Raw genomic sequence first — 21,572 nt, forward strand, 5'->3', positions numbered from 1 at the left:
CGGGTGTGCTTGGTCGGCCCTCGCCGGTGGCGGGGGCGGGCGGGTCAGGGGGGTGGTCGTTCGAGGACGTCTCCTTGGGGTGCGGTGAAGGTGGCGGAGTTGTCGGGGTGGAGGGTGATGCGCCAGTGGCCTTCGTGGACGGCGAGGTGGCAGCTCAGGCACAGCGAGATGCCGTTGTCGACGCAGGTGGGGCCGAGGTCGAGCCAGTGGCGGATGTGGTGGGCGGTCTGGGCCGCTCGGCCGCAGCGGCGGCAGCGTCCGCGGTCGCGGGCGTAGATGGCGCGGCGCATGGGGGCGGGCCAGGCGTTGGTGGAGCGGCCCACGTCGAGGACCTGGCAGGGCCCGTTGGTGATCACCCGGGAGATGTCGGCGTCGCACAGCATCCGCCGCGCGGTCTCTGCGGGGATGGGCTGGCCCTGGAAGGTGATCGCCGGTTCGGGGCCGGACCGCATCCGCAGCCCGTACTCGTCGAGGTCCAGGCCGCGGTCGGTGATCAGCCACGGCAGGTCGACGATGATCATCGCCTGGGTGGGTAGCCCGCGCGAGTCGGGGAACCCGGGCGTGCCCATGGCGATGTCGGCGAGCTGACCCAACGCGTCGTGGAGGCGCTGGGGGTAGCTGCGACGCTGATCCTCCGGCACGTCGTTGTCGGAGCCGGTCAGGGGCTCCAGCGCGGACTGGAGCTTGTTGGCGACCTCGGGCGTGAACAGCCCCTCGCCGTGGATCATCCCGTCGCGACGCTCCACGAACCGGAACCGGCGCTTGGCGAGCTGATCCTGCGCGGTCGACCGGCCCCGATCCGCAGACTGCTGCATCGCGCGTCGGCGGGCGCGCCGAGCGGTCTGTTCGGGGGTGTGCTCGCGGGCGTAGGCGACCAGCTCATCCACCAGCGCGTCGGCGTGCTCATCTTCGACGGTGCCGGCGGCCTTGCCGATGACGCGGACGTGCTCGGGGGAGATCTCGCCCGCCGCAGCCGCCTCGGCGACCGGCTCGTGAGCCTCGACCGTCTTGGCGACGGCGGCGTCCTTGGCGGCGACGTCGCCGTCGACGCCCAGCTGGCCGCTCAGCCACTTGCTGTGGCGCTCGGCCCCGTTGGAGTTGCGCTGTTCGGTGGCGGCGATCCAGCGTGCCCGGACGGTGGCGAGCTTGTTGGACAGGGCCTGGATCTGCTTCAGCCCGGCCGGCAGCTCGTCGGGGTGGACCTGCAGGGGGTCGGTGGCGGCGAGCGCGTCGATCGCGTCGTGGGCACGGGGGAAGTCGGGCACCGGTGTGGCGGTGTCGGAGGCTGGCCCGTAGGCCCGCATCGTGTCGGTGCTTCCCATCCCGGTCGCAGTCTCCCAGCCGCGAGGGAACTAATGTACCGAACAAACGTATGCATGTCAAGCACTCGGGCGAAGAAGTTTGGATCTGTGGAGGACCGCGACCGATGCTGGGGAGGAGGGGCCCGTTCGAGCGACCCCAGCGGGGGAGCGCACCCTGGGACACCGACCACCCGCCTGTAGAGTGCGGCGCCATGGCCGACCAACCGCTGCCGACCGTCACGGTCGTCGTCATCAACCTCGACGGACGCGACTACCTCGAGCCGTGCTTGCGGTCGGTGCTCGACCAGGACTACCCCGAGGATCGTGTCGAGGTGATCCTCATCGACAACGCCTCCACCGACGGGTCGGTCGAACTCGTGCGCGAGCGGTTCCCGAGCGTGCAGGTCATCGTCAACGACACCAACACGGGCTTCGCTCCCGCGGTCAACCAGGGAGCCCGCGCGGGTAGCGGCGAGTACCTCGCGCTGATCAACAACGATGCCGTCGCCGACCCGGCGTGGTTGCGCGAGCTGATCACCCCGATGCTGTTCAACGAGCGCGTCGCGTGCACCGGCGGTCTGGTGCTGGACGCCGAGGGCCTCACCGTCGACTTCGCGGGCGGGGCGGCGGGCTGGCACGGACACGGCTTCCCGATCGGGCACGGCGAACCGCCGCCTGAGGACCTGCGGCAGGGACCCACGCTGTTCGCGACCGGCTCGTCGTTGGCGACCCGTCGCAAGCTCTTCCTCGAGATCGGTGGGATGGACGAGGACTACTTCGCGTTCTTCGAGGACGTCGACTACGGCTGGCGGTTGTGGATCCTCGGCCACGACGTGCTGTTCATCCCCACCTCCATCCTCTACCACCGACACCACGGCACCATCGAGCGGTTCGGCGACGCACGCGAGCGCTACCTGCTCGAACGCAACGGGCTCGCCACGCTGTTCAAGAACTACGAGGACGACCGACTGGCACGGACGTTCCCGGCCGCGACGATCCTCTCGATGGTTCGGGGCGTGGAGGAGGAGGGCACCGACCTCGGCGACTACCGCATCACCGAGCGCGCAGCGGGCACCCGTCCCGAGCCGATCATCACCGACCTCACCGGCGCACACCTCGCCGCCATCCGCGACTTCAGCCTCGAGCTGGACAAGTGGCGCGAGAAGCGCGACTTCGTCCAGGCGCGGCGCCGTCGCGCGGATCGAGAGCTGCTGCCGCTGTTCCGCCACCCCCTCATCAGCAACATCCCGTCGGAGCGCTACCACGCCATCCTCGACCAGTTCGTGCGGACCTTCGACCTGCTGTCCGCCGCATCAGCGCAGCAGAAGATCCTGATCGTCTGTGCCGACCGCCTCGGCGAGCGCATGGCTGGTCCCGCGATCCGGGCGTGGGAGATGGCCAAGCTGCTGGCGCGCGAGCACGAGGTCGTCCTCGGCACGCTCGCGGAGCCCGGCCTCACCAGCGACCGTTTCGGCGTCGAGCACCTCACCCCCGACAAGATGCGTGAACGCATCGCGTGGTCCGAGGTCATCGTCACCCAGGGCGTGACGATGTGGTGGTACCCGGAGATGGTCAAGAGCAGCGCGGCCATCGTCATCGACCTGTACGACCCGTTCCACATCGAGGCCCTGGAGCTGCGCCGCCACCAGCCCCTTCAGGAGCGCTGGACCTTCGCCAAGAGCGATGTGCAGGTCGTCAACCAGCAGCTCGAGCGCGGTGACCTGTTCCTCTGCGCCTCCGAGAAGCAGCGAGACTTCTGGCTCGGTCAGCTCGCGTCCCTCGGCCGGATCAACCCGGCCACTTACGACCAGGATCCCGATCTGCGGGCGCTGCTCGAGGTCGCGCCGTTCGGACTTCCTCCGGAGGCTCCGGTTCAGGAGCGCAGCGCGATCAGGGGTGCGGTTGAGGGCATCGGTCCCGACGATCTCGTCTTCCTGTGGGGTGGCGGGATCTACAACTGGTTCGATCCGTCGACGCTGATCCGCGGGATGGCCCAGGCAGCCGAGGAGGATCCGCGCCTGCGCCTGTTCTTCCTGGGCACCGCGCACCCCAACCCCGAGATCCCCGCGATGTTCCGTGCGGGGGAGGCGTTGCAGACCGCGCGATCGCTCGGCGTGCTCGACAAGCACGTGTTCTTCAACGAGGGCTGGGTCCCGTACGAACAGCGTGCCGACTGGCTGCTCGACGCCGACGTGGGTGTGTCGACGCACTTCCTCCACATCGAGACCGAGCTCAGCTACCGCACGCGCATCCTCGACTACATCTGGGCCGGTCTGCCGATCCTGTGCACCGAGGGCGACTCGCTGTCCCGGCTGGTCAGGACGCACGACCTCGGCGAGGTCGTCCGGGCCGAGGATCCCGAGGACGTGGCGCGGGGCATCCTCGCCCTCGCCGATGCGGGACGCCGCTCCGACATCCAGGGACGCATCGCCGAGCTGGCGCCGGAGATGACGTGGGAGCAGGCGCTGCAACCGCTCGTGTCCTTCTGTCGGCTCCCTCGACGCGCCCCGGACCTCGATCCGGCGGCACGGAAGCGCTACGTCGACCGCGGGCCCGCCGGGATCTTCCAGCGCAACCCCGCGGATCTGGCCAGACGGTTCGTCGCGGTCGCGCGGGAGCGTGGATGGTCCACTGCCGCGCAGATGGCCAAGCAGACCGTCCGACGCCGGTTGGGCCGCTGAGCCGCCGCCGGCGGGCCCGTAGGTGCCACCTGAGGATCTCGGCCCCACCTGTTACTCTTCGTACCTCTCACGTCGGGGCTAGACCCGGCGCGGGAGGCGGGGAAGGGTCTCGGAACCGAGGCGTCGAACCACCTCGCTGGTAACCCGTCTGCCGTTGGGGCAGACGACCGAGAACCGGCAGTTGCGCCACGGGGGCGTGCCCGAGGAGGGCCCATCTTGTCCAACATCACTTCGCTCCGTCCGCTGGCCGCCGTGGTGGCGGCTGCACTGGCGGCGACGCTGCTGATCGCCCTGCCATCACGATCCGATGGCGCCACGACCATCGACTACCCCAACACCGAGCGCATCCCCGGAGATGACCCCGTCGAGATCGGCGTCAACATCTCCCAGCGCCTGTTCGGGAACGACGGGGCGCAGGCGGTCGTCCTGGCTCGCAAGGACAAGTTCCCGGACGCCCTGGGCGGCAGCACCGTCGCGGCCGAGTTCGGTGGCCCCGTCCTCTACACGACCAGCACCGACCTCGACACCGCGACCCGCAACGAGATCGACCGCGTGCTGGCGCCGGGTGACAACGTCTACATCATGGGCGAGGTCGCAGCCATCTCGGTCGAGGTGGAACAGGAGCTGCAGGCACGCGGGTACCGCACCCCGCGTCTGGGGGGCCAGACCCGTGTGGAGACCGCGGCCGAGGCCGCCTTCGCGGTAGGTGCTGGTCCGGGCCGTACCGCCATCATCGCGCGTGCCTTCGACGACCCCGGCGCCATCGAGAGCACCCAGGGATGGGTCGACTCCGTCAGCTGCGGTGGGTACGCCGCGTTGAGCGAGACACCGGTCCTGCTGACCGACAAGAACCGCGACCCCCAGCGCATCCCCGAGGCGACCCGGTCGATGTTGCAGCGGCTGGGGATCTCCGAGGTCTTCATCTGCGGTGGCCCGGCTGCCGTACCCCAGGCACACGCTGACGACATCGCGGCGATGGGCATCAAGGTCAACCGCTTCGCCGGAGCGACCCGCATCGAGACCGCGGTCGACGTGGCGAGCAACCTCTGGGGGTACCGGACCACCGACGGCAAGGCGTTCATCATCGTCAACGGCTGGGGCGCGAACTTCGCCTACGGCCTCGCCGCCTCCCAGCTGTCGCGGCGTGAGGCCGCACCCATCCTCCTCGTCAACCGCACCGAGCCGACGAGCTGCTCGGGCAACGAGCAGTCCCGGGCGACCCTCTGCTACCTCGCGCAGCACAACCCGTCGATCTCCGGCCTGATCGCCGTCGGTGACGTGAGCCTGGTCGACGATGTCGTCTTCCGGGCAGCGGCCGAGGCCGGCGGCCTCGAGGAGGACAACACCGCCCCAGCGCGCCCGTCCAACGTCAGCGCGACGGACCGGCCCGAGGACGACGGCACCAACGTCAACGTCAAGTGGGCCGCGTCGACCGACGACAACCCCGGACCCATCACCTACAACGTCTACTTCCGCAACAACGCCGACGACGAGGCGCTCACGCGCGCGAACAGCACGCGGCGCACCACCAGCAAGACCAGCCTGACGATCACCGGGCTGACCGAAGGCCAGAGCTACGACGTTGCCGTCGACGCGGTCGACCAGTTCGGCAACCGCTCCGGCCTCTCCGCGGTCGCCAGCGCCGGTCCCCTCGAGGACGAGGTCCCCGCCGCCCCGAGCGAAGCACCCACCGCCAAGAACACGACGACCGGCGTGGGCCTGAGCTGGAAGAGGGCACCGGAGGCCGACGCCGCCGCCTACCGCATCGAACGCGCCGAGCCGACGGGCGGCGGACCGATCCAGGAGCCCTGCGACAGCCCCTTCCTGTCGTGGGCGCACGTCAAGAACGTGTCCCCACGGAGCACCACCAGCTTCATCGACACGACCGCTAAGGACGGCATCCGCTACTGCTACCGCTACCGCGTGCTCGACACCTCCAGCCCCGCCAACGAGAGCGGCACGTCACCGGTGACCGAGTGGACGTTCGACAAGCAGAACCCCGACCAGAACGCGCCCGCCGGCACACCCTCGATGTACGCGGTGAACATCGACCAGGACCGCAGGCTCGTCGGCACCACCAACAACTCGCGCATGCGCGCGGGAACGACGCTCCGTGTCGACGCCGTCGTCCCGGCCGGCGCCTACAGCGCGTCCGAGACCCTCGGTCGCATCGCCGTCTACGACGGCGACACCCGTCTCTCGGCCGTGGACGACTCCGACGAGTTCGATCCCACCGGCGCCGAGCAGATCGTCAGCGTCTTCGTGGCCCTCAACGCCACCGGCGAGCGGTCGATCTCGGTCGCGATGCAGGACGCGACCGGCAACGAGGGCACCCGCTCCACGGTGTGGCGGCTCGACGTCAACGCGCAGCACCTGCCCACACCGGTGATCGAGTCGATCGCCGCGGTCAACACCGACCCGGCGGACCTGCTCGACCAGCGCATCCCCGACGCCCCCGGGATCGACGCGACCCCGCGCATCGTGGTCGGCAACCTCGATCCGTCCGCTGGCAACCAGCGGCTCCAGGTCTACCGCAACGACGAGGTCGACGCGTCGTTCTGCCTCACCCCGAACCAGATGTCGGGTGGGCAGTTCGTGATCAACGCGGGACCGGGCGACAGCGACTACACCCTCCCCGGCGGCGCCCACCCGCTGCTCGTGACGGCGCAGCCGGCGGTGTTCACCTCGCCGTCGACCTGCATCGCCGACCCGATCCAGGGTGCGGCCCGTCGCTCGGGTGACTCCAACACCGTGCGCTACCTGTTCGAGACCGCCGAGTTCGGGATCCTCGCCGTCGATCCGCCGAACAACGCGTTCGACCCCTACGGCTTCCGCGACGGCGGCGCCGTCCCCATCGAGGTCGTGTTCAACAAGGACGCGACCACGACGTCCCGCGTGACGCTGTCGGGACCCGGGATCGCCACGCCCATCACGGTGGAGAACGACGGCGCGGACGGCGACAGCACCGCCGGCGACGAGCGCATCGACTTCGACGCGCCGCCGCTCCAGACCGGCCAGTTCGAGCTCGACATCGTCGCGAGCCCCCTCGACGGCATCGGCAGCGGCGTCTCCACCACGACCACCTTCACGGTGGGCTTCATCCACCTCGTCCACGGCTCCAAGGCCGTCGGTGGCGGTAACGGCAGCACGAACGCCCCGAGCGGGTCAGTGACGTTCGTGGTCGACGCGGCCGCTCCCAGCGGCACCTACCGGGTGTTCAGCTCCGCCGCCACGTGTCCGGCGGCGCCGGTCGCGACCCTCGCGCACAGTGCCGGCACCACCACACGCAACAACACGGCCGACCCGGGCGGCGAGCTGATCTGGACCTACCAGTCCAACAGCCGGCCTGACCAGACCTTCTGCCAGGACGACGGCGCCATCCCCGCCGGGCTGACCGCCGCCGACCGCGCTCTCCTCGGCATCCGCCAGACCCCCGTGGCGTCCACGTTCTTCGTCGACGGCATCGGCAACACTGCGTTCGAGGACACGATCCTCGTGTACCGGCCGGGCCAGACGTCGCTCGGCACGACCACGTGGCAGACGGACGCGACCGTCGTCCGCCAGGCGGACGGCAGCACGGGCAGGATCCCCAACGAGCGCGTCCGTCCGAGCTGGGAGGTCTACTTCTACGTCCGTGACGACAACGGCAACGAGTCGGTCGCGGGTCGGGACGGCCTCATCCGCCGGCTCAACAGCATCCGTGCCAACGACGGGTTGCCCGCCAACCCGCCCACCGGCCCCGAGCTCCAAGCGGGCGACTTCCTCGAGCTGTTCTTCAACGGGGTCACCCTCGACGACATCGGCCCTCCGCTGGGCGGCAACGGTGGCATCGTCATCCTCGCAGGTGACAAGCTCGTCAACCCGAAGTTCGGCAGCGCCGGGAGCGGCGGGTCGAGCGCCAACCAGTCCGGCAACCTGCTGAAGATCACGTTCGGGTCGAACACGACCGTCGGTGGCCAGCCGGTGCCGCAACCGGTGACGCCACCGACGAGCGTCCACGGCGGCGCCAACTGGTTCGGCGTGAACTGGCTCGTCGACATCAGCGCCGACGGCGACAACAGCGAGGAGTCGGGCCACGTCGTCCTGCTGCCACCCGAGGAGGAGGCGGTGAGCACCACCGGCACGTTCTGACGTGGCCGTCGGCACGACGCCGCGCACGCCTGGCGAACGGCCGGGCATGCGGGTGCCGGAGGCCGAGGGGTCGGAGGCGGTCCTATACTCCGCGGCGTGCGTGCGCTCCGTGACAAGCTGAGCGACCTGTGGCGGGCTCGGGAACTCCTGCGCCAGCTCGTCAACAAGGAACTCAAGGTCCGCTACAAGAACTCGGCCCTGGGGTTCCTGTGGTCGCTGTTGACCCCGGCCGCAATGACCGTGGTCTTCACGGTCGTGTTCCAGTTCGTGTTCCGACTCGGGATCCAGGACTTCGCGGCGTTCTTCCTCGCCGGGTACCTCGCGTGGATGTTCTTCTCCAACTCCGTGCAGGGCTCGATCCAGGCCATCGTCGGCAACGGCAACCTGATCAAGAAGGTGTACTTCCCCCGCGAGGTGCTGCCGCTGTCGATCGTGCTGGCACAGCTCATCCACCTCCTCCTCGCCCTGGTCGCGGTGAGCCCTTACTTCATCTGGACCCGAGGCTGGGGCATCCTCAGCCACCTCCCGGCGCTCGCCGTCGGCATCGTCCTGCTGACCATCTTCACCAGCGGCTTCTCGATGCTCCTCGCCGGGGCCAACGTGCAGTTCCGCGACCTGCAGGAGCTGATCGTCGTCGTCTTCCTCATCTGGTTCTACGCCACGCCGATCATCTACCCGGTCGCGCTCGTCGAGCAGCAGATCCAGCGGGGCGTGCAGGTCGCCGAGGTCTACGGCCACATCATCAGCCTGAACCCGATGACCTGGTTCGTGAAGCTGTTCCGCGACGCGATGTACGGGACGGTGGAGGTGGCCACTCAGGGGGTCGAACCGTTCACCGTCGCACCCTCGAGCTGGCCCAGCATCGAGCTCATCGGTGCGGTGACGCTCACGAGCCTCGTCGTGTTCACGCTCGGGTACCTCGCGTTCCACCGCTTCGCCCTGACCTTCGCGAAGGAGGTCTGAGGTGGTGTTCGACCAGCTCCGCGACCTGATGCGCCACGAGGACGAGGGACCGGCCATCGAGGTCGAGCACCTGACCGAGACGTTCCGGCTGTTCCACGAGCGGCCGCTGGGCATCAAGGAGCGCCTCTACCGGTTCCGCCGCTCCCACTACGAGGATTTCAACGCGCTCGAGGACGTCAGCTTCACGATCGAGCAGGGCGAGACCGTCGGGATCATCGGGCCGAACGGGTCAGGCAAGTCCACGCTGCTGAAGGTCCTCGCGCGGATCCTTCCGCCCGACGAGGGCCGCATCGAGATCAACGGCCGTGTGGCGACGCTGCTCGAACTGGGAGCGGGCTTCCACGGCGACCTGTCGGGGCGCGAGAACGTCTACCTCAACGGTGCCATCCTCGGTCTGACCCGAGCCGAGATCGACGAGCACTTCGACGCCATCATCGACTTCGCGGGGGTCCGGCCGTTCCTCGATACCCCGGTGCGCAACTACTCCTCCGGGATGTACGTGCGCCTCGGGTTCTCGATCGCGGTCCACGTCGACCCCGACATCCTGCTCGTGGACGAGGTGCTGTCGGTCGGCGACGTGCACTTCCAGACGAAGTCGATCGACCGCATGCGCGCGTTCCAGCGGAAGGGCAAGACGGTCGTGTTCGTCAGCCACAACCTCGACTCGATCGAGGAGCTGTGCGACCGGACCATCGTGCTCCACCACGGCAAGCTCGAGTTCGACGGACCCGCGCGCGAGGGGGTCCAGCTCTACGCCGGGCTCATGGCCACGGCGTCGCTGCCCGACGACCGGCCTCACTCCGGCAACCGCTTCGGCAGCGGCCAGGTCGAGGTCGCAGGCTCGAGCCTCCTCGACAGCTCCGGCGCTCCGGTCCACCGCATCATGCCGTCGACACCGCTCGTGCTGCGTGTGCGCGTCCGTGCCATCGAGGACGTCGAGGCGTGCAGCGTCGGCGCGGTCTTCCGCACGGGTGACGGCAAGCACGTCTACGAGGTCCACACGACCTGGCAGGGTCTGGGGGTGGGTCCGTTGACGGCGGGCCAGACCGCGAGCGTGGACATCAAGTTCACGGCTCACGTGCTGGCGGGGCACTACACGATCACGCCGGTGACGACCGACCCGACGGGGCGGCGCGTCCACGACGCCCATCCCGAGGCCATCGTCTTCGAGGTCCAACCCGCTGCCGGTGGCACCGGGTTCGCCGACTTCCAGGCCTCGACCGCGGTCGCGGACGGTCCGGCGGTCGACCTCGACGCCATGCGCGCGGACGAGATCGAAGCCGACGAGGACGACGAGGACGGCGGGGAGGGTGGGCAACCGGTCGTGCTCGCGGGCGCGTAGGCGTGCGTGTCGCCGCGCTCGTCGTCAACTGGAACGGCGCTGACCACCTCGCAGCCTGTCTCGACTCTCTGCTCGCGCAGGACCATCGCGACCTCGACGTCTTCGTCGTCGACAACGCCAGCACGGACGCCTCGCACGAGGTGCTAGCTGGGTACCTCGACCGGGTGCGCGTTCTGTGGAACCCGACCAACCGCGGGTTCGCCGGAGGTGTGAACGACGGGCTGGCGGCCGCTGATGAGGTCGATGCCGTCCTCACCGTCAACCCCGACGTCGTGGCCCGCCCCGACTACGTCCGGCGCACGGTCGAGGTGCTGCGCTCGAGGGAACGCTGCGGGGCGGTCCAGGGCAAGCTGCTGAGGACCGCGCCGGCTCCCAGCGGTGATGCGGTGATCGACACCACCGGCCACGTCGCGTTCCGGACGCGACTCTTCCGCAACCGCGGGGAGGGCGAGGTCGACCGTGAGCAGTACGACGCACCGAGCGAGGTGTTCGGCGTCTCCGGCGCGCTCGCCCTGTACCGGCGCGCGATGCTCGACGACGTGGCGATCGATGTCGCCGGCCGACACGAGGTGTTCGACGAGGACCTGTTCGCGTTCTGGGAGGACGTCGACCTGGACTGGCGCGCCCGGATGCACGGCTGGGAGGCGTGGTACGAACCCGCGGCCGTCGCGGTGCACGAGCGAGGCGGAGCGGGACCGCGTCGGACGAGGCGCGTGGAGCAACTCAACTGGCAGAACCGACTCCTGGTGCTGTGGAAGAACGACACCTGGCCCGCGCTGCTGCCGGCGCTCCCCGGCTTCCTGTTGACCTTGCTGCTCAAGACCGGCGAGCTGCTGCTGACGGTCCCACTCGCGTTCGTCGCGGCGCTGCCTGATGTCCGGCTGGTTCGTCGGATGCTCGTCAAGCGGGCGCAGGTCCACGCCGCCCCGCACCCCAGCCACGAGATCGTGCGTCGGTGGTTCGGGGCGTTCGACTACCGCGCCTGGGCCCGCACCTGGTGGCGGCGCGTGCGGGGCGTGCCGCCTGGCGGGTGACGGGGTTGGCAGGTGCACCGTGTGCTCTCAAGGAACCCGCGCCGAACACGGGTTTCCCAAGAGCATCGGAAACCCGCGTCGGACGCGGGTTCCTGACACCGCCTCGCTTCGCTCGCGGTCGACTGCGCTACGAGGCTGCGGGACTGGGCTCCTCGGTTGGGGTGGGCTCGGTCGTCGGGGCCTCGGTGCCCTCGGTGCCGGCTTCCGTCGGCTCGACCGTTCCGGCGTCGGTCGGCACCTGGGTCGGCGGCGCCGTGGGCAGCGAGTCGGGGTCGTAGGCGAGGACGCCCTCCGGGAAGGGCGAGAAGTTGCCCTCGGGCGCGGCGCCCGCCGTTCCGAAGTTCTCGATGACGAACGAGTGTGCGACCGTCTCGTCGAACGTGTCGCAGTCGAGCGCGCGCTCCCACGCTCGGAACGCGATCGGCTTGCCCGACGTGAACGTCCCGTTGTAGGGCGAGCTGATTATGCCGCCGCCCCGCGCCCCGAACTCGAACCCGCTGTCGTTCAGCGTCTCGACCCAGGACTCGATCTCGCCGATCGTCTCGCCCTCGACCCGTGTGTCGTCGTACCAGACCACCACGGCGCCGTGCTCGAGGTTGTGCAGGACGCTGCGCTCGTCGGCGGCGCTGCCGAACGTCGCGATCGGCCCCCACTGCTGGAAGTGCGGACCGGATGCGGTCGGTCGCAGGGTGGTGTACAGCGCGTCGGGGGGCGGGGCCGTGGCTGGATCGAGGTGATCACGCGATGCCGTGGGCGCGACCTGTAGCACCTCGCAACCCGCTGCGGTGCGAGCCTCCTGAGCGGCCGCGAAGTCGATCAGAACCTCGTCGTCGAGGCTTTCGTCCCCCGAGAACGCGGTGAAGAGGATGGCCGCGATGAGGCCGACCACGAGCACCGTGACGATGCTGCTGACGATGCGGCTGCGCCGCGCGCGCTTGCGCTCCTCCTCCTCCTTACGCCTGCGCTCGGCACGAGCCAACTCGCGTCGTTCCTTCTTGGTCAGGCGGTCGTCGTCGGCCACGCGCGATCCTCACAGTCCATCGGGGTGTCTCGACCGGGCGAGGGTACTCGCGCGATCGTGCTCACCGGTCCTCGAGTAGCTCGCCGGGATCGACGGCGGGTCGCGGCTGCGGTGCGAAGTCGGGCGGCGGATAGCCGATCGCCACGGAACCGAGCGGGAGCCAGTGGTCGGGCAGGTCGAGCACCTCGGCGACCACATCGGCGCAGAACAGCGTCGACGAGATCCACGCCGAGCCCACGCCCTGAGCGGCGAGCGCGACCTGGAGGTTCTGCAGCCCCGCCCCGCCTGCCAGCAGGAACATCTCGCGCTCGGCGCGCTGGCGCAGGCGGTCCGGGTAGGCGTGCGCCCCTTCGAGCGAGACGAACGGCAGCACCAGCACCGGTGCGGTCCCGAGGATGGCGTCGCTCCGCGCGATCCGGCGTTCGATGGTCTGTTCGTCCACGCCGTCGCCACGGAGATCCGCTCGCCAGCGGTCGGCCATGGCGGCCAGGAGTCGTGGCCGGGTCACATCCCTCGGTCGGATGAACCGCCACGGCCGGGTGTGGTGCGGTGCGGGAGCGGTCGCGGCGGCACGGACAGCGCGGTCGATCACCTCGTCGGGGACGAGGCGGTCGGCGAAGGCCCGAACGGTTCGGCGCGCGGCGAGACCTTCCAGCGTGGCTCGAGGTCCCCCCCAACGGAAGAGGTCCTCGCGGGCAGGCCGGACCAGCTCCGTCACGGACCCGTCTCCGGCCACCCTCGCCCCGCGCACGACGACGACCGCCGCGCCGTCGGCCTTGGTGCGGACGAGGTCGGCGGCGGCGGCGAGTTCGTCCGCGACCGCGACGAGGGTGACGCTCAACTCGCGACCATCGCGGTCGCGCTGACCGCGCTCGTCGCGGAGCGGGCGGATGCCCGCGACGCCGATCGCCACGTCCGTCTGCCCCATCCGCCACGCCCGACCGAACGTGTCGGTGACAAGGACGCCGACATCGAGCCCGAGGCGATCGCGGATGCTGCCGCGGATGGCCGCCGCGGAGGCGTCGCCGTCATCAGGTAGAAGCGTTAGCCGCGCCGCTCCAGCGTTCGAGGCGTCGACACCGGCGTTGGCACAGACGAAGCCGTGACGGGTCTCAACGACGAGCACGGCGTCCGTGTCGGCGACGATCCGGACCGCCTCGCGACGCGCGACCTCGCGGCGGAACCATTCGGGATCCGCGTCGGTCGGAACCCAGACCGTGCGGCCCTCGGCCTTGCTGACGATCTTCTGCGCCACCGTGATCACGTCACCGTCGCGGAGCGGTGCGGCCGCTGCGGCAGCGGAGATCAGCGCGCCGATGTCGTCGCCCTCGACGACCTCTGGCAACCCGGGTAGCGCGAAGATCTCGAGCTGCGTCACGCGGCGCGCTCGACGGTCGCGGCGAGCTCGAGCGCGGTCCGAGCCACGCGCTCGGCAACCTCGGGTGTACGCATGACGGTGTCGGTGACCGCGACGGCGAGTCCCCGGGTCCGTAGACCCGCGACCGCGTCGGCGTCGCGATCGTCGATGACCCAGCCGTCGAGGAAGTCGCGGTAGAGCTCGGCGACCCCGGCGGCGGACACCTCCGCCCCGACCGCCGGCAGGAGCCGGTCGGCCATCCCGCGCACGACCTCGCCGCCGACGATGGGGGAGACACCGACGACCGGGGCGTCGGTGGCGACGAGCGCCTCGCGGATGCCCGGGACAGCGAGGATCGTGCCGATGGAGACCACCGGGTTCGACGGGCAGAGCACGACCACCTCGGCGGAGGCGATCGCTCCCAGCACGCCTGGCGCAGGACGGGCGCTGTCGGCCCCGACGAGCTCCACGTGGGCCACCTCCGGTTCAGCTCGCTCGCGCACCCAGTACTCCTGGAAGTGCAGCGCGCGGTCGTCGGCCGTCGTGATCCGGGTCCAGACGCGGTCGTCGGTCGCGGGGATCAGTCGCACGGCGAGGCCCCACGCGCGGGCGACCGCCTCGGTCACCTGCGACAGCGGCGCCCCCTCGTGCAGTCGGCGCGTGCGGTACAGGTGCGTGGCCAGGTCGCGATCGCCCAGCGTGAACCATGTCTGCTCGCCGTAGCGACGGAGTTCGTCGGCGACGGTGAAGCTCTCGTCCGCGCGGCCCCACTGCTGTTCGGGGTGGATCGCGTCGGCGAGCGTGTAGGTGATCGTGTCGAGGTCGGGACACACGCGCAGGCCGTGCAGCTCGATGTCGTCGCCGACGTTGACGACGGTGGTGATCGAGCGCGGATCCGCTGCCCGGACCAGACCGCGGAGGAAGCGCGCGGCGCCGATCCCTCCGGCGAGGACGGTGAGCACGACAGCTCCGGGGTCGAGAGGCCGGATGGTAACCACCGTTCCGGGGGTGGAGGCGGGCTGCTTGCTGCGCGGCACCTAAGCTGGCGGTCGCTCGGAGGAGAGACCCTGGACGTCAGCGGCAACGACGCGACCGATGTGCTGATCCGCACCCGACCACGCGCGCTGCGGCGAGCCGAGACGGGCAAGAGCCTCACCCGTGACGAGATCGCGGCGCTGATGACCGCACGCGGGGACGATCTCGACCGGCTGCTGTCCGTTGCGGCCCGGACGCGCGACGTCGCTCCTTGGTACGGCGACGGCGGAGTCCGACGGGTCACCCACAGCCGCAAGGTGTTCGTGCCCCTGACCCACCTGTGTCGCGACACCTGCGGCTACTGCACCTTCGCGTGGCCACCGAAAGGTGACCTGCCGGCCTACCTGTCACCTGAGCAGGTGCTCGACGTCGCGCGGCAGGGGCAGGCCGCCGGCTGCAAGGAGATGCTGTTCACCCTCGGCGACAAGCCCGAGGAGCGCTATCCAGCAGCGCGGGGGTGGCTCGACGCGCGCGGCTACGCGACGACGCTGGAGTACCTGCGGGCGGTCTCCGTGCTCGTCATCGAGGAGACCGGCCTGCTCCCGCACCTCAACCCCGGCGTGATGAGCTGGGCCGACCTCGCCACCCTGAAACCGGTCTCCGCCTCGATGGGTCTCATGCTCGAGAGCACGTCGCGCCGGCTCCTCCAGAAGGGTGAGGCGCATTGGAACTCACCCGACAAGGACCCCGCGGTGCGGCTGCGCACCATCGAGGATGCGGGGCGTCTGAGCATCCCGTTCACCACGGGCTTGCTCATCGGGATAGGCGAGACGCTCGCCGAGCGGGCGGAGACGCTGCTCGCGATCCGCGATGTGCACCGCCGCTACGGGCACGTGCAGGAGGTCATCGTCCAGAACTTCCGCGCGAAGCCGGACACCGCCTTCCGCGACCGTCCCGAACCCAGCTTCGACGACCTGCTCGCCACGGTCGCGGCAGCGCGGATCGCGCTCGGGCCCACCGTCCACGTGCAAGCTCCACCCAACCTCAGCCCCGACCGCTACGAGCGCATCCTCGGGGCGGGCATCGACGACTGGGGCGGGGTGTCGCCGGTCACACCCGATCACGTCAACCCCGAGATGCCGTGGCCGCAGCTCGACCAGCTCGCTGAGCGTTCGCGCGCCATGGGCTTCGAGCTGACCGAGCGGCTGTGCGTCTACCCCGAGTACGTCGGGCGCCCCGACCCGTGGCTCTCGGGGCGCATGCGCGGACCCGTCCAAGCGCTGGCGACCCCCGATGGCTACGCGCGCCCCGAGCACCGCCCGACGCCGCATGCTTGGCAGGACCCCGACCCCGTCTACACGCAGACGACGTCAGCGATGGAGGCCGTCATCAGCGGTGACGAAGCTGCCGGCTCCGCGGCCGACGGTCGCAACGCCCGTGCGGCTGATAGCGACCACGAACGTGCGGTGTACGGCGACGTGCACTTCATCGCGCAAGGTGTCGTCGCCAGCAACCGGCGTCGCGCATCCGGTCCCAGTCGGTCGCGGATCCGCCCCTCCGTGAGTGCGGCGCTGCGCAAGGCGCAACGTGGCGCCGTCCTCGATGACGACGAGGCGCTGCTGCTGTTCGAGACGACGGGGGTCGAGCTCGACGCGCTCGCACGCGCGGCGGACGAGGTCCGCGCGGCGCGGGTGGGCGAGATCGTGACCTACGTCGTGAACCGCAACCTCAACTTCACCAACATCTGTTACACGGGCTGCCGCTTCTGCGCCTTCGCCCAGCGACGTGACGACCCGGATGCCTACAACCTGTCCCTCGAGCAGGTCGCCGATCGCGTCGAGCAGGCGTGGAACGTCGGGGCGACCGAGGTGTGCATGCAGGGTGGCATCCACCCGGACCTGCCCGGTGACTACTACTTCGCGGTGCTCGACGCGGTGAAGGGGCGGGTGCCCGACATCCACGTTCACGCGTTCAGTCCGATGGAAGTGGTCAACGGGGCGACCCGGATGGGGATCTCGATCCGGGAGTGGCTCGCCGAGGCTCGCCGTCGTGGGCTGGGGTCGGTCCCCGGGACCGCGGCCGAGATCCTCGATGACGAGGTCCGGTGGGTGCTCACGAAGGGCAAGCTCCCCGCGGCGGCCTGGATCGAGGTCATCGAGACCGCCCACGACCTCGGCATCCCGACGACCTCGACGATGATGTACGGCCACGTCGACGAGCCACGCCACTGGGTCGCCCACCTCAAGCTCCTGCGTGCCATCCAGGAGCGGACCGGCGGGTTCACCGAGTTCGTCCCGCTCCCGTTCGTCCACCAGCTCGCCCCGATCTACCTCGCCGGTGTCGCCCGCCCGGGACCGACGTGGACCGAGAACCGCCAGGTCCACGCGGTGGCGAGGTTGCTGCTGGCTGGTGCGATCGACAACGTCCAGGTGAGCTGGGTCAAGCTCGGTCTCGAGGGCGCGGCGACCCTGTTGACCGGGGGGGTCAACGACCTCGGAGGGACGCTGATGGAGGAGACCATCAGTCGGATGGCGGGCTCCTCCCACGGTGTCGCGCGCGACCCCGACGAGTTCCGGGCGGTCGCTGCGGCCGTGGGCCGGCCCGTCGCGGAGCGTGACACCACCTACACCCGTATCGCCCCCGCCCTTGGCGACGGTGCATCCGCACCGTCGATAGGGCGGTAGCACGGGTCCCGCGGCCGAGAGCGCGGTCTCGATCATGGCGACGGTGCATCCGCACCGTCGATAGGGGGTTCGCACGGGTCCCGCGGCCGAGAGCGCGGTCTCGGCCGCTGAGTTGGTAAGGGACCCGGACGGTGTCTTCCGCGGGTTCAGCAGCACGTGAGCGCTAGGCTCGGTTCGCGCCCCGCACCCGCCCCAACGCCAAGGGTGTGGGGTGGGCCGGGGAGGGAGCAGCTTGGCGGAGCCGACGGACCCGTCCGGGGGCGGTGGCGAGCCCGTGCCGCCCGCGGTCGACCAGCTGTTCAACGATGCGATCGAACGTCAGGTGGCGGAGCAGCGCAACCTCAACCGCCTCCTCGAGGATCTCGAGACGTCGTTGTCGTCGATCCGTGGCCGCATCGACGAGATGCAGAGCCAGATCGCGCGCGAGGTCGGACCGACCGTCGACCGGCTCGGGGGTCTCGACGCGGCGATCCGCTCGCTGCGTGAGAGCATCGGGGCGCAGGGAGTGGCGATCCGCGTCGAGCTGCAGCAAGCGGTCGAGAGCCTGCGTCACGAGACCCGGGAGACGTCGGTCCCCATCGATCGCATCGACGCGCTGCACCAGGCGGATGTGCAGCTGGGCGAACGGGCCGAGGCCATCCTCCGTGCGCTCGAGACCGGGATCGGCCGGCTCGACGCACGCCAGACGTCGCTCACCGAGGATCTCGCGCGGCTGAGCACGCGGCTGATCGAGGCGACCGAGGCGGCGGAGGGAGCACGCGAGAGCCTCGCCCCCGCGGCGCTCCGACTCGACCAGCGGCTCGGCGAACTCGAGGGCGCTCTGCGTGAAATCGTCGCGCGTCAGGGCGACCGTGCCGACGAGCACATCGATGCGGTCGAGCAGCGCCTCGACCAGCGCTTCGCGGGGCTGATCGCCGGGCTCGAGGAGCGCTTGCAGGCGGTGTCGGTCTCGCTCGCCGATCGCGCCGACAGCGTCGGAGAGGATCTCGTTGGCCGCTTCGCGACGATCGCGAGCGACGTCCGCGCCACCAACGATCAGCTCCGCGACACGCTGACGGCGAGCGTGGAACACGCGACCGCGGAGCAGCACCGCACCCTCGAGGAGGAACTGTCCGCGCACCGCCACGCTCTCGACGAGGGGTTGTCCGCGCAACGGGCGGTCCTCGACGAGCAGTTCGAGGCGCACCGCGGTGCGGTCGACGCGACCGCCGCACGGATCGGATCGGTGGCGACGCGCACGTCCGAGGAACTCGACGACCTGAGTTCCGCGCTCGCGACCCTGCGACGGCTGGTCGCCGACGAGGCCAACGCCCGCGAGAACCTGCAGACCGAGCTCGTCGCTCAGATCGTCACGGAGATCGCGGGGCGCGCCGAGGCGCTCCAAGAGGTCATCACACGTGCGTTGAGCAACGACCGAGAGACGCTCGGGGCGGCGCTGGACGACCAGCGTCGCACTATCACCGAGCTGGTCGAGCGTCGAGACGAGGCGATCACCGAGCTCGTCACGGAACGTCAACGCGTCACCGACGAGCACTTCGAGACGCAGCGCGGTGAGCTCGCCAACCGCCTCGACGAGCACCGTCGAGCCATCGAGCAGCATCTCGCCGAGCAGCAGCACGCGGTCACGTCCCGCCTGGACGAACAGGGCCGCACGGTGGCCGAGCGGCTCGGGGCACAGGAGGAGTCCATCACGGCCGAGCTGGGGGCGCACCGCGCGACCATCGCCGACCAGCTCGCGGCGTCCGAGGAGTCGATCGCGCGGCGGATGGCCGAGGAGCACAGCGCTGTCACCGAGGCGCTGGCCGCGCAGCGCGAACTCATCGCGACGGCACTCGAGGCACGGCTCGACGCGATCGAAGTGGGTTCCGCGCGTCGCCTCACCGCGATCGACGACGTGCTCACGAGCACCGCGGAGTCGCTGCGTCAGACGCTCGGCGACCGTATCGAGCTGTTCGACACGACCCTGGGTCAGCGCCTGGAGGCGTTCGAGACGTCGACCCGTGCGCACCTCCAGGCGCTCGAGATGGCCACACGAGAACGCCTCGAGGACTTCGAGGCCGCTGCACGGCGGCGTGACGAGGCCGCCGAGGCGGCGGCCCGAGAGCGGGCTGAAGCGGCCGAGAGCGCGGCCCGCGAACGTGCGCAGGCTGCCGACGCCGCAGCTGGCGCACGCGCCGAGGTGGCCGAGACGGCACTCGCCGACCGACTCGCCCGCATCGATCGCCTCGTCGAGGAGCAGGCGGTGTCGTTCGACCGGGTGCTCGCCGGTCTCGCCGAGGGGATCGAGTCCAGGCTGGGGGAGGGTCTCGCCGGCGTGAGCGCGAGTTCCGACGAGCAGGCCGCTCGTCTCGACGCGTTGCTGGGCGCCGTTGGGCAGACCTTCGCCGAGCAGTCCCGCCACCTCGAGGCGCTCGGGGCCGACCTGCGGTCGACGCTCGACGAGGAGACCCGTCTGCAGACCGACCGCCTCGACGCTGCGGCCGTCGGGATGCGCGACCGACTCGAAGCCACCATCGCCGCCGTCGAGCAGACCGTCACCGCTGCGATCGCGGATCTGCGCCAGGAGCAGCAAGGATCGCTCCGGCGGATGACCAGCAGCGTCGAGTTGATGGACGGACGCCTCGATCAGCGCTTCACCTCGCTGCAACACGAGCTGACCACGGCACAGGGAGGGCTGATCGAACGCCTCGAACGCACCCTCGAGGAGGCCGAGGCCCGTCTCGCGGGGTCACGTGACACGTTCCGCGACGCCGCGAGCCAGCTCCAGCGCACCACCGACGAGCTCCGCGCGAGGGTCGAGGCGGACCTCGAGCGCGTGACCGCCACGCTCCGTGACGACGCCCAGAGCGCGAACGACGACCTGCGAGTGGCCGCTCGTCGTCTCGAGGAGACCTTCGAGCACCTGCGTCACCTCGAGACCTCGCTGGTGTCCTACCTGGACGCGCGCGACCAGCGGCTCGAGGTCGAGCGCCACGCCGCGATGCGCGACCTACTCGACCAACTCGCCGAGGGGCTGTCCCGACGCGATCGCCGGCGACTGGCGAGTCGTATCGCCGAGCTCGACGCGGAGATGCCAGCGCCGCAACCGTCTCCGGTCGGTGTCGCGGACGACGCCGATGGCTTCTTCGACCGGTTGCTGGCGCCCGACGAGACGACCGCACCCCCCGGTGCGAAGCCCGAGGCGGACGAGGCCGCAGCCGGCGGGGCGGAGGTCGATGCGGCGGAGCTCGAACCCGAGCCGGAGCCGGAGCCGGAGCCCGAGGTCGCCGAAGAGGTCTCCGAGGCTGATGCCGATGCCCTCGCGGAGGCCACGATCGACCGGTTGGCGCAGGTGAACGGCGTCGGGCCAGCACGGCTCGAGGCGTTGCTCAGCCGCTACCCCTCACCGCTCGACATCCCGAACGCACCCGTCGCCGAGCTCGCCGAGATCCCCGGGATCACCCCCGCGCTCGCGCGACGAATCAAGCGCGCGCTGGCGACTGCGCCCCGCGCCTGAGCGGTCTCGCCGCGCACTACCCGTAGGGGCCGCCCCGACCGTTCGACCACAACCACTTGTGACTTCCCCTTGACGCGACCCTGGCGAAGGTCCAGAATGACGAACGTGTAGTTACGCCGCTGTTACCGGACCGGACGGAGACGGCGGACGTAGCGGACACGGGCGAATGCCGGTGATGTCGGGTGAGGAGTGCCAGGTGGTTGGAGCCGCGGCGGAGGTCGACGAGAGGCTCATCCTGCAGGACGAGGACGAGCGTCTGTGGATGATCGATGCGAAGTGCCTCGATGCTGACCCGGAGGCGTTCTTCCCCGAGAAGGGCGGCTCGACCCGGGAGGCCAAGCGCATCTGCGCGGCCTGCCCGGTGCGGACCGAGTGCCTCGAGTACGCGCTCGACAACGACGAGCGCTTCGGCATCTGGGGCGGCATGTCGGAACGGGAGCGGCGTCGGCTCAAGCGGATGGCCTCCTAGGACCTAGGAGGCTGACGCGGCGCCGATCTGGCGCCCTCCGCGTCGCCAGGTGCGGCCGGGGGCAGGCCCCGCCCTGTGCTACCGTCCCGGGCCCGCCCGCCGTCCCCGGCGGGCGTCG

The 21,572-nt window shown here is 70.4% G+C and carries 12 protein-coding genes; 8 read left to right on the forward strand and 4 right to left on the reverse strand.

All coding sequences use genetic code 11. The features are described from left to right. Positions 1–44: 44 nt before the first annotated feature. Complete coding sequence (locus tag KY469_00005) at positions 45–1,322, reverse strand: DUF222 domain-containing protein (GenBank protein MBW3661452.1); 1,278 nt, start codon at positions 1,320–1,322, stop codon at positions 45–47. A 191-nt stretch (positions 1,323–1,513) separates the two neighbouring features. Between KY469_00005 and KY469_00010 the strand changes: the two genes are divergently transcribed. The 5 genes from KY469_00010 to KY469_00030 all read left to right on the forward strand — a co-directional run bounded on the left by KY469_00010 (position 1,514) and on the right by KY469_00030 (position 11,452). Beyond that, positions 1,514–3,982: a glycosyltransferase gene (locus KY469_00010; GenBank protein MBW3661453.1), complete on the forward strand. Its 2,469-nt coding sequence runs from the start codon at positions 1,514–1,516 to the stop codon at positions 3,980–3,982. Between the two features lie 216 nt (positions 3,983–4,198). Next, positions 4,199–8,113, forward strand: coding sequence for a cell wall-binding repeat-containing protein (locus tag KY469_00015; protein ID MBW3661454.1), 3,915 nt, complete (start codon positions 4,199–4,201; stop codon positions 8,111–8,113). A gap of 96 nt (positions 8,114–8,209) precedes the next feature. Beyond that, positions 8,210–9,076 carry an ABC transporter permease gene (locus tag KY469_00020; protein ID MBW3661455.1) on the forward strand — a complete coding sequence of 289 codons (867 nt, stop codon included), beginning with the start codon at positions 8,210–8,212 and terminating at the stop codon, positions 9,074–9,076. 1 nt (position 9,077) lies between these two features. Next, positions 9,078–10,418 (forward strand): ABC transporter ATP-binding protein, encoded by a 1,341-nt coding sequence (locus KY469_00025; GenBank protein MBW3661456.1) that lies wholly within the window; start codon positions 9,078–9,080, stop codon positions 10,416–10,418. Between the two features lie 2 nt (positions 10,419–10,420). Beyond that, positions 10,421–11,452, forward strand: a complete 1,032-nt coding sequence (locus KY469_00030) for a glycosyltransferase family 2 protein (protein ID MBW3661457.1) — start codon at positions 10,421–10,423, stop codon at positions 11,450–11,452. Between the two features lie 127 nt (positions 11,453–11,579). Here the strand turns inward: KY469_00030 and KY469_00035 are convergent, their stop codons facing one another. The 3 genes from KY469_00035 to cofD all read right to left on the reverse strand — a co-directional run bounded on the left by KY469_00035 (position 11,580) and on the right by cofD (position 14,819). Then, positions 11,580–12,473, reverse strand: a complete 894-nt coding sequence (locus KY469_00035; protein ID MBW3661458.1) for a DUF3105 domain-containing protein — start codon at positions 12,471–12,473, stop codon at positions 11,580–11,582. A 61-nt stretch (positions 12,474–12,534) separates the two neighbouring features. Further along, the gene (locus tag KY469_00040; protein MBW3661459.1) at positions 12,535–13,851 is read right to left on the reverse strand and encodes a coenzyme F420-0:L-glutamate ligase; all 1,317 of its coding nucleotides are present in this window, start codon (positions 13,849–13,851) and stop codon (positions 12,535–12,537) included. Next, on the reverse strand, positions 13,848–14,819 hold the full coding sequence (gene cofD, locus KY469_00045; GenBank protein ID MBW3661460.1) for a 2-phospho-L-lactate transferase: 972 nt from the start codon (positions 14,817–14,819) through the stop codon (positions 13,848–13,850). The genes KY469_00040 and cofD overlap by 4 nt, the downstream gene beginning before the upstream one ends. A 78-nt stretch (positions 14,820–14,897) precedes the next feature. Here cofD and KY469_00050 point away from each other — a divergent pair, with 78 nt between their 5' ends. From KY469_00050 to KY469_00060, 3 genes are all read left to right on the forward strand, one after another. Beyond that, a complete protein-coding gene (locus KY469_00050; protein MBW3661461.1) occupies positions 14,898–17,489 on the forward strand; it encodes a bifunctional FO biosynthesis protein CofGH in 2,592 nt (863 codons plus the stop codon). 232 nt (positions 17,490–17,721) lie between these two features. Beyond that, on the forward strand, positions 17,722–20,985 hold the full coding sequence (locus KY469_00055; GenBank protein ID MBW3661462.1) for a hypothetical protein: 3,264 nt from the start codon (positions 17,722–17,724) through the stop codon (positions 20,983–20,985). A gap of 262 nt (positions 20,986–21,247) precedes the next feature. Next, positions 21,248–21,454 (forward strand): WhiB family transcriptional regulator, encoded by a 207-nt coding sequence (locus tag KY469_00060; protein MBW3661463.1) that lies wholly within the window; start codon positions 21,248–21,250, stop codon positions 21,452–21,454. Positions 21,455–21,572: the final 118 nt, after the last annotated feature.

This window comes from Actinomycetota bacterium (genome assembly GCA_019347575.1).
Taxonomy (GTDB): domain Bacteria; phylum Actinomycetota; class Nitriliruptoria; order Nitriliruptorales; family Nitriliruptoraceae; genus JAHWKY01.

Coding starts and splice junctions, on each gene's coding strand:
- KY469_00005 (MBW3661452.1), bottom strand. CDS start 1,322: ATGGGAAGCACCGACACGATGCGGGCCTACGGGCCAGCCTCCGACACC.
- KY469_00010 (MBW3661453.1), top strand. CDS start 1,514: ATGGCCGACCAACCGCTGCCGACCGTCACGGTCGTCGTCATCAACCTC.
- KY469_00060 (MBW3661463.1), top strand. CDS start 21,248: ATGATCGATGCGAAGTGCCTCGATGCTGACCCGGAGGCGTTCTTCCCC.